General features: G+C 42.1%; 8 protein-coding genes. 3 read left to right on the plus strand and 5 right to left on the minus strand.

Annotated features, from left to right (window positions below; translation table 11 throughout):
• On the plus strand, positions 1-403 hold a 403-nt coding region (locus A3735_RS26935; protein ID WP_156499623.1), incomplete at its 5' end, for a tyrosine-type recombinase/integrase.
• Positions 404-562: 159 nt separating this feature from the next.
• Positions 563-4,378, plus strand: a complete 3,816-nt coding sequence (locus tag A3735_RS26940) for an SIR2 family protein (RefSeq protein ID WP_068638998.1) — start codon at positions 563-565, stop codon at positions 4,376-4,378.
• Positions 4,379-4,404: 26 nt separating this feature from the next.
• Here the strand turns inward: A3735_RS26940 and A3735_RS26945 are convergent, their stop codons facing one another.
• The 3 genes from A3735_RS26945 to A3735_RS26955 all read right to left on the minus strand — a co-directional run bounded on the left by A3735_RS26945 (position 4,405) and on the right by A3735_RS26955 (position 6,568).
• Positions 4,405-5,235: a hypothetical protein gene (locus tag A3735_RS26945; protein ID WP_068639000.1), complete on the minus strand. Its 831-nt coding sequence runs from the start codon at positions 5,233-5,235 to the stop codon at positions 4,405-4,407.
• 306 nt (positions 5,236-5,541) lie between these two features.
• Entirely contained in the window at positions 5,542-6,357 is an 816-nt protein-coding gene (locus tag A3735_RS26950) for a hypothetical protein (RefSeq protein WP_068639002.1), read from the minus strand.
• Positions 6,350-6,568 carry an AlpA family transcriptional regulator gene (locus A3735_RS26955; RefSeq protein WP_068639004.1) on the minus strand — a complete coding sequence of 73 codons (219 nt, stop codon included), beginning with the start codon at positions 6,566-6,568 and terminating at the stop codon, positions 6,350-6,352. Before A3735_RS26955 ends, A3735_RS26950 begins: the two co-directional genes overlap by 8 nt.
• Positions 6,569-6,730: 162 nt before the next feature.
• On the opposite strand from A3735_RS26955, the gene A3735_RS31515 reads away from it, so the two are divergent.
• Positions 6,731-7,540: a hypothetical protein gene (locus tag A3735_RS31515; protein WP_068639006.1), complete on the plus strand. Its 810-nt coding sequence runs from the start codon at positions 6,731-6,733 to the stop codon at positions 7,538-7,540.
• A gap of 42 nt (positions 7,541-7,582) precedes the next feature.
• Here the strand turns inward: A3735_RS31515 and A3735_RS26965 are convergent, their stop codons facing one another.
• Positions 7,583-8,215, minus strand: a complete 633-nt coding sequence (locus tag A3735_RS26965; protein WP_068639008.1) for an SPOR domain-containing protein — start codon at positions 8,213-8,215, stop codon at positions 7,583-7,585.
• 3 nt (positions 8,216-8,218) lie between these two features.
• The coding region (locus A3735_RS26970; protein ID WP_156499958.1) for an OmpA family protein at positions 8,219-8,444 on the minus strand (226 nt) is incomplete at its 5' end.

Consider the following 8,444-nt stretch of genomic DNA (forward strand, 5'->3'; position numbering starts at 1 on the left):
AAACTCAAAAAACAGGAAGGCCCATAAAGTTCCTTTGTCTCCACTGGCGATAAAGCTATTCAGTGAACTATATGCTCTTAGAGACGAGTCAGATTGGGTGCTACCTTCTTTCACTGATAATGATAGCCCTATGACTGAGAGGGTTATTAGTCGTGCTGCCAACAGGGCACAAGAAGTTGTAGGCATTGATAAATGGGTACCTCATGACCTTCGCCGTACTGCCGCCACCAAGATGGCTGGACTTGGCGTCGCTATTCCTGTCGTGGAAAAGATACTGAATCACACGATGGGGGGAGTAATGGAAGTTTACAATCGACACCCCTATTGGGAAGAACGGGCTGAGGCTTTGGTTCGGTGGTCTCAAGAGATTGAGAGTATTATTGCAAAGGATTCGGTTTATTGAGGTGTTCTTGCCGTCTATTCCTATTTAGTATGACTTTAATAGCAGTAGGTTTCATTTACCAGGCAAAGAAGTTAATTCAGGTTGTTTAAAATAGATTAGACTTTTTGAGAGGTGTTAAAGATACTCTACGGAATTTGTGCATAGAAGGTAAGCATTTATATGCGTTTTTTTGAAGATGGTCCTAGTATACCTGATCAATTACTAGAGAAGCGTGATCAAGGAAGAGTTGTTTTTCTATGTGGCGCAGGGGTTTCTCTTAATGCTGGAATGCCCACATTCTATAGCCTCACAAAGTATGTAGTCGATTTCTTTGATCCGCCTGAAAACTCACCAATAGAGTCTGAGTTTAGGCTTTGGGTAGAGGATAGTGCCAGTGGAGTCGACCGTCCGAAAACTCCTTTAGACCAAATTTTTCATTTGCTATATCAAGAATACGGTAGGGAAGAAGTTAATGCTTTGGTCGCGGATCGCTTACGAAATGTGGAAACTGGAGGGACAGAATCTCTTGAACATAGCGTTATTGCAAGGATTTCAGCTGATCAAGAGGGTAAACCTCAGATTGTCACTACCAATTTTGATCTTCTTTTTGAACCAGCTCTGAAGGATTCTGACAGTATAATCTATGAGCCTCCCGCCCTCCCAGATATAGGTCTTGGAGTGTCATTGAGGGGGATTACATATTTGCATGGTCGCCTTCAAGAGCCAGATGCAGATCAGAGCCAGTATGTACTAAGTAGTGCTGACTTCGGGCGCGCATATCTATCTGAGGGTTGGGCAACTAATTTTGTTCGATCACTTTTGAATAGTTATACGGTTGTTCTAGTTGGCTACCAGGCTGAAGATCCACCAGTGAAGTATCTACTCCAGGGATTAAACTATGATGGGCTATCAGATAGGTCAAATCTTTACGCATTTGATAAGGGTAAATCCGAGGAGATTGAGGCTAAGTGGCGAGATAGAGGTGTAACCTCTATTGCCTGCAAAGATTATCCGAGTCTATGGAAAAGTCTAGAAGCTTGGGCTGCTAGAGCTGATAACCCTCGGCAGTGGAGGGACAACGTAATCAACATGGCTCTGAAGGGGCCGAGACAACTCCTAGCGCATGAGCGTGGCCAGATTGCTCATCTGGTACGTACAACTCCTGGCGCGCGATTGTTTGCTAAAACTGAACCTTCTCCACCTGCTGAGTGGTTATGTGTGTTTGATGCATGGTGTCGTATGGCTAAGAAAAGTCGTGACTATGGAGATAATGCTGAGTCTTTCGATCCATTCATAGAGTATGGTCTGGATGACGATCCGCCACGGCTTTCGGAGTCAGATAAACAATCTGATTGGGTTCATGATCATCTTTTAGAATGGCGCCGAGGAGATACTAACCCTTCTACATTTCATAGGATCAGTGGTAGGCAGGTCGAAGGCTTTGAAAGTATGCCTCCTCGACTATTCCACCTCTCCAATTGGATTGTTAAACAGTTAGATAGTCCTATAGCTGCTTGGTGGGCTGCTCGTCAGAGAGGGCTGCATATGCGGCTTATCAAAAATATTCAAAGTGAGATGCGGCGAAATAAAGACCTTCATTCTGAAGCTCGTCATATTTGGAATTTCATTATTGAATACCAGTCGGATAAAAGAAACTTTTCTTGGGACAATGGGTGGTTTGAGGTTAAAGACCGAATCGAAAATGAAGGCTGGACGCCGAGTGTTCTTCGTGAGTTCGAGGCATCAGCTGCCCCAATACTATCCGTAGAGCGACCTCTGGGTATTGGAGCTTCAAAGCCTCCATTAGGTAATTGGGATGAAATACGAGTAAACGAGGTGGCTAGTTGGAAAGGAGCGTTTCCTGATAGGCATGGCATTGAATTGGATATTCCTGACGAAAATCTGTTATCAGTTTTTCGTATAGTAGAAGGTCACTTTCGTCGATCTGCTGAGCTACTTGATGATTTAAATACGTTTTATTTCCCAACTCCGACATGTTATCCCAAGCGGGAGGTTAGTGGTAAAACTCATGCGCGTGGTCAGGTCTTTAAGTGGTTTCTCGAATTGTTTACCCAGTTGATTTCTTATAATCCAAAGGTGGCTCGTGGATATGCTTGTACATGGCCAGTTGAAGAAAAATACTATTTTAGGAAACTCAAATTATTTGCGCTGAATCATTCGGAGCTGTTTGAGGCTAATGAATCAGCTAAAAGCATACAGTCACTCTCTCAGACGGAATTTTGGGATTCTGGTATACGCCGAGAGCTTCTTTTTTTAATCTATGACCGGTGGGATGAATTCTCCAATTCTTCAAAGGATGCATTAGCGGAGCGTTTACTAAAAGGGCCAGATAAACTGGATCACTGGACTGATGATGAGTATCCAGTAATTAGAGATGAAATGGCTTGCCGTTATACCCGATGGTTGACTCTTAAAGGTAGAGTGTTAACTGCACAACAGGAAGAGCGGTTAGGGCAACTTATCTCAGGGCTACCAGAATGGAATGATAGCTGGGCTTTAAGTGTGGCCGAGGAAAGTTTAGGATCAGTCCGGAGTATTGGAACTGATGAAGCGCCCGATGAGATTATTGATTTACCTGTCAGTGAGGTAGTTGAAAGAGCGCAAGCGGCGCAGGTTCGTGATTTCGAGAGCGATACAGAAAAGCGCCCTTTTAGTGGGTTAGTGAAAGTCAATCCTAGGAAAGCGTTGGCTTCTCTAACTCATTTGTCTAGACGTGGTGAGTATCCTCAAGACTTTTGGTCCGCTCTGATTAGTGGTTGGCCAGATGAGACTGATCCAAGACTACTTCGTGTGTTCCTTCACAGGCTCAACCGTTTACCTGATGAGGTAATTCGTGAACTGAGCCACCCGATAGGAAGATGGATACATGAAAAGCTACTTCTAGCTTACAGGTTTGACGAAGCTCTTGCGTGGAATACATTTGATCATTTGGTTGCGGGGCTTATTTCTGACAAAGGCGTAGCGACTAACAGTGGGATGGGAGAGGTGCGTATTGGTGGAGAAGTCGTTGAGAGGTCTAGGCGAACCTTCGACCATGCTTTGAATGGCCCTATGGGGCATGCGATGCAAGGGCTTCATAACGTACTGGACTTTCTGAAGTTGGATCAAGGGGAGCAGGTACCAGAAGAGTTCAAATCTCGAATAGAGCTTATGATTACTGTTCCTGGAGAAGGGGGAGATCATGCTGTTTCAATTCTTACACGGCAGTTACGCTGGTTATACTATCTAGATCCTAAATGGGTTAAAGATAGAGTAATGCCGTGGTTTAGTTTTGATAACGAATCTTCGGAGCCTGCGTGGAATGGATATCTAGCTGATGCGAACTTTCCTCCACAAGAAATTGGCGCAATGCTTAAGCCGTTGTTCCTAGATTTATTCCCGGTACTTTATGGTTGGAGCTGGGATGAGCATTTAGCGAAGGTTGCGGCACAGATGGTTATTGAACTAGCGGTATTTCGAAGTGACAAACCGGATGGATTGAGTGCTAAGGAAGCACGTCATTGTCTGCGTAGTATGGATGATCGTAACCGGCAGGATGCAATATTCAGGCTTGGTGAGATAGGCCAAAGAGAAGAGAATGGTTGGATTGAAAGGGTTATTCCTTTTATTAATACCGTTTGGCCTAGAGAGCGAATGTTCAGAACTTCAGGATTAGTGTCGTCTTGGGTATCTTTGCTTGATAATACGGGTAGCCACTTTCCAGCGGTGCTTGCCGCAGCTCGTCGTTACTTAACACCTGTAAAGCGAGAGAGCCACTGGCTCTATAAGTTAAGTCGAGATATCGCAGGTGAAAAACCTCTAACTATAGACTTCCCCGCTGAAGTTCTGGAATTGCTAGATGCTGTTATCCCTAATAGTGCTGAGGATGTTCCGTATGATCTAGCACAGATACTTGACCTCATTGAAGAAACTGAGCCGTCCCTTATGTCAGATCGTCGATTCGTACGATTAATAGATCTAATTGAACAGACGTAGCTTTTATAGGTCATGAATTGTATGGTTCATGACGTTACTTTATAAACATGTCTCCTTAGTTGCCGAATTAAACGTAACTCTCGCTCCCATTGGTACCTGTGTGGTGTTGGCCAATCCAGTTTTTTCCTTTTCTTCAGCACTGATTTTAAAGGTTCCCTAAACTCAGGGTGTTTCGATAATACCAAAGCAATTCCATCTGAGAAGCTCTGAGCAAGAAGTTCTTCAGGTAATGTGCTTCCAATACTCGGAGTTTTGTAAACTGAAGCATAGTTCCAGGCAATATAGGCTCTTTCTATACTGAAAGTCTTATCCCTACGAGGATGTTGCAACGTAACCGTTATTTTCGATGTGTCTTTATTGTCCTCAGTGCCATAAGGGCTAGCTAGCTTGAAAGTAGCCTTCAACGGAATTTCGTCGATTAAGACGGATTTACTTTTTCCCTCAATTAAAGGGTAGAGATTTTGAGCGTGTTTCAGAATGAGTGTTTTATCGCTAGTACCGATTGGGATAGTGATTAAATACTTGAGAGATAATGCCTCCTGCTTAGTGAAAAGCCTCCTCAGATAATCTTGTCCGAGAATTCTAGGTAACAGGTTTATTGTCCTGGCGTATTCATTACTCCAGGAGCGATCTAAATCTAATTTCAATAAAACTCGATTTCTAGTGTTGTCACGTTTGAATAAAATTTTAACACCCATTTTCTTTGCTCCAATTTGAAACAAATTGTTGTGGAGCTTGGTGATATATTTTGTGCCAATTAGGGGTGTTACTTTAGATTTAATTTGTCTAGATAAATCTGAAGGTAAAGGGGAAGATATCAAAACAGACTTGGCCTGAATTTTTATTTGTTCTCTCATAACGAAACTCTATTGAAGTGATTGTGCTATGAGAAAATTACGATAATCGCTTTTTTGCAACTGACTTTGCAGGCTGATAACAACGGCGCTATTTTTTTGTCATCAGGGGGACGTAGTAGTTGTTTAAATAATGTCATCAGCCTAGTTCGTTGTATTGCTAATAGGCTGATGACAAAATTATGGCCTTAGAATGAGTGTTTAGTGTGTATACTCTCTATATACCCTTACTTCACTCTATAGACACACTAGCAACTCAAAAAGGGGGCAAAAACATGCAATGAAAGGGTATAGCCTAATGACATTATATTAGAGCTTCATTAATTTTAGCCCTGCCTTAGTTTCGACGGATTTGAATTTGAACAAAAAAAGTTTTTTTCTCATTCCAAGTTTATCAAATGCCAAAAGAGAATCTGTTAAGAGTTTTCCTGAAAGGCTTTTGTCACCATATCTATCGCTAATTTTTCGCTCCCAGGATGATTTGTAGCAGTAACCAATCGTATATGCATATTTCTTCGTAATATGTTTTAACTTTAAAGGCTTGGGATTCTCCGCAAAGGTTTGATTTCTTGAATTCTTAAGCAGATACGGTCTTAAAGGTTTCAGATCTTTTCCCCGGTTTGTTAAAGCGATGAAATGAAGATGGGGTATCCAAATTTGATCATCAGGTGAATAAGCGAATTCGAAACTGCCTATCAACGGTGTTTGTATCTTAAGCCTTCTCAATTGCTGTTGTATTCGGTTTATCAGCCTTTTCATATCTTTTAGCGAAAATGACCGCAGTTCATTTTTTTGTATTGCATCGTCAAAAAAGACCAATGTTCCGAACATAACGGCATGTAGGTTTGGAATTACTTTTGCAGTAGCCCATATCATGCGTTTACGAAATTTTTGGTAACAGATTGGGCATGCTCCACTTCCGCATCTCTTATTTTTACGACAGTTTTTAAGTTTCCTTGCTAGCCTAATCTTACGAGGACTCTTTGAACTTCTGAGAGCTTTTATGACTTTTTTCTTCTTCCTCTTAGAGTCGTTGAATGTCTCAAATTCTGGGAAAACGCCGTATATCCCGTCTTCCCTGATTGATTTAGCCAATTGCTTTCCTGGATATATTTCTCTAGTCATTATCTTGCCCCTCCGTTAGGTCAGTAGTTGGGCGAGAATCGAGCCATGATTCAATTTCCGAAAGACGAAATCCGCTCCTGTTAGCGCTCAGTCGAATTGGCTTAGGAAAGTCGTCCTTTTTTATAAGTCGATATATGGTTGATCTAGAAAGGCTGGTTAGCTGGATAACTAGGCCTATCTGCAATATTTCAATTCTTTTTTGCGAACTCATAATTAACTCCTTTGATAATTGGAGTTTTTTGTTCACAGTAATCTCAGAAAACCCTGGTCAAACCTGTTAAATATCTTTAAATAAAGTATGTAAAACAAACTAGTAGGTTATAATTGCGTGACGTAAAGTGCGTAACTTTGAACATTGAGAGGTGGAGAATAGGTGGCTTATTGTTCTGTGGAGGAGGTGGTTGCCATTAGTAACCAAAATGAGTTGGCGATATTGATAGGCGGCTATCTTGATCTTCTTGATCAGTTCGGACTTGTAAGCAGAAACCGCAATGCTAGATTGGGAGAAGTTGAACGAATCTTGCTGGACTTAAAGGACCAATGCGCTGACCTTGATGATGAAGTTATGTTTAGCATTTGCCATTTCATTAGATGGTTCAGGGAGCGTCCAGCCAAAGATAAGAGAATTAGAAAGCAAGTCCAAGCCTTACATAGCAAGGTTCGTCAGCGGCGATATAGGAGACTCGTAAAAGATCCAGAACAAAGAACGTTACTATATGAATTTGGTGACTATGCCCTTGAAGAGGACGATGACCTTGAAGAGGACGATGACCTTGAAGAGGACGATGACCTTGAAGAGGACGATGACCTTGAAGAGGACGATGATCTTGAAGAGGACGATGATCTTGAAGAGGACGATGATCTTGATGAGGATAGTGATCTTGATGAAAGTGGCGAGTTTGATGAAGATGGTGCTCTTGATAATTTCGATGACTTTGATCACATCGACGATGAGGATGGTGACAGAGGACAAGAATGTAAAGCAGTTCGACAAAAAGAGATAGCACCTACTTGGAAAAAGGGTAAGAGCTCCGTATTGAGAGATAATTTTATCCCTGATACGGTTAGGACGCAGCTTGATGAGCTCAGGACCAAATTGGCGTCTCAGCTTGATAGAGTGCTAACTGATGAAGAAATACTTACTATGAGTTTGAACAACCTTAAGAAATGCCTCAGTAATTAATGGCCTCGTAGTTGCGAAAAACTGAGTGTGATCTGACAGTATTTATTGCTTTAGGTTGATATTGATTTTGTAGGTTTGTAGTTTCCCTTTATCGAGATTGACTTTGCTGGATTCAATATCAATTGCCTTAATCCTTTCTGCCCCATGATGCTCAGCAATAAACTTATTCCAGCTTTCTATCGATATTTCTCCCGAAGGCTCTGGACCTTTAGTCATTACTTCAGGTTTAACTTTGACCAGTGAGGTTGTTTGTTTAGTCAAAGACTCTTTCTCAATAAGGCTTCCCTTTGAACGGGTTAGCCATATGCTATGTGCGGCAAGCTGATTGGTTTTGGTGAACCTTACAAAGGCATCTTTGAAGCCAGCTTTCCTTACTTTATTTAGTTTTCTAATGGCATCGAAGCGGGTAGGGTAAGGGCCTGTGATTACATGGTATAGAGAATTTGTGTCCTTATACAAGTGCGCGCTTTTGATTGATGGTTTGTTCTGTATGGATCTAATGGCGTTTTGCTTGCTCTTTGAGGCGTTTAGCTGGATCCAATAGTGCCCAGGTGAACTCTCCTTCTTAAAAGATAGTTTTCCAAGGTGGCTACTTGTTTGTTCGGCCAATGAGGCACTAGGAAGGCATAACAGCATGGTCAGAGAGGCTAGAGCATATAGTATTAGGTTGCGCATAATCTAACGATCGCCTCCTGCTTTGATTACTACTCGTCTGTTCAAGCTTGAGTACTTTGTTTCTGAGGAAACTGGTTTTTGGCTTCCATAGCTTTTAATGCTCAAGCGTTCAGGTTTGGCTCCAAGCTGGTTTATCAGGTAGGCTTTGATGGCCTTGGCTCGCTCCAAAGACAGGCGTTCAGCCTCTTTCTCGTGTTTGTCTGCGTGCCCCTCAATGGTTACATCAGTA

This window comes from Oleiphilus sp. HI0061, assembly GCF_001635675.1.

What these genes read in the sequence shown, in the direction of transcription:
- A3735_RS26940 (WP_068638998.1), top strand. Translation starts at nt 563, where the DNA reads ATGCGTTTTTTTGAAGATGGTCCTAGTATACCTGATCAATTACTAGAG.
- A3735_RS26945 (WP_068639000.1), bottom strand. Translation starts at nt 5,235, where the DNA reads ATGAGAGAACAAATAAAAATTCAGGCCAAGTCTGTTTTGATATCTTCC.
- A3735_RS26950 (WP_068639002.1), bottom strand. Translation starts at nt 6,357, where the DNA reads ATGACTAGAGAAATATATCCAGGAAAGCAATTGGCTAAATCAATCAGG.
- A3735_RS26955 (WP_068639004.1), bottom strand. Translation starts at nt 6,568, where the DNA reads ATGAGTTCGCAAAAAAGAATTGAAATATTGCAGATAGGCCTAGTTATC.
- A3735_RS26965 (WP_068639008.1), bottom strand. Translation starts at nt 8,215, where the DNA reads ATGCGCAACCTAATACTATATGCTCTAGCCTCTCTGACCATGCTGTTA.